The organism is Clostridium sp. AF34-13, from assembly GCF_003477845.1.
In the GTDB taxonomy this organism is placed as follows: Bacteria; Bacillota; Clostridia; order Lachnospirales; family Lachnospiraceae; genus Butyribacter; species Butyribacter intestini.
The window spans coordinates 1-932 of the sequence record NZ_QUEB01000040.1; the positions used below are offsets into that span (position 1 = coordinate 1).

Sequence of the window (932 nt, forward strand, 5' to 3'; positions counted from 1 at the left end):
GTAATATATCCGAGTGCTAAAAATGCTTTTGATTCCTCCGATTTAAAAAGGGAATGAAGAAATTGCAAATAACTGTGCACAAGTTCTTTATCATCACTGTTTCTGATAACGCAATCCCATTCATCAATAATGATTACAAATGGGATAGTTGTTTTTTGGTAAACAGACATAAGGATAACATTAAATTTTTTTGAATAATCAATTTCGTCATTAAATGACTTTTTAAAATCGTCTATTATATACTCTTTTATTTTCTCTACCAGATTATCCTTAAAATCATCCCAAAAAGAAGAAATATCCAGATGAATAACATTGTATTTGTTCATGTATTTCTTATAGTCTGCATGGGAAGAAATCTTTGTGTTATCAAAAAGCTTTGATGAATCGCAACCGAGACTGTAATATGCGTCTATCATACCGGCAGCGTGTGACTTGCCAAAACGCCTTGCGTGGCTTACGGCGATACATTTATTTTCTGTTGATAATCTTAAATTTAATTGTTCCAATAATTCTGTTTTATCTACATAAATCATACTATTTTTTGCCTGTGTAAAGCTCTCATTTGTCGGATTGAAATATATACCCATTTAAACACCCCGTTTCTTATAAAAAATAGTTAGTATTTGCGAAAAGATTATTAGTGTTGTCTGTTTGTTTTTAGTATATTTTGTTTCGGGTATAATGTCAATTATGTGAACCTGTGCAATTTTGTGGTAGGTTATCATTTATGTTTGCTATACAAATAACTATTAAAACTGGAAAGATATAAAATAATGCCAAAAATCGTGAAAAGTGGTCGAAAACTTGGGAAAAGTGGTAAAAACAGCAAAAAAATAAAAGAATTTACCACTTTTCCCTTATTTTCGACCACTTTTCCCAAAATTTTAAAATAATGCTAAATTTTGTGATATAATGTTGTTGACAAAAGAAAA

Annotated in this window: 1 protein-coding gene; it reads right to left on the reverse strand. The window is 29.7% G+C overall.

Annotation, left to right across the window (positions count from 1 at the left end; genetic code table 11):
• Window positions 1-587, reverse strand: a 587-nt coding sequence (locus DWZ63_RS15510) for an AAA family ATPase (RefSeq protein WP_182431560.1), incomplete at its 3' end; no start/stop codon positions are given.
• Window positions 588-932 lie beyond the last annotated feature (345 nt).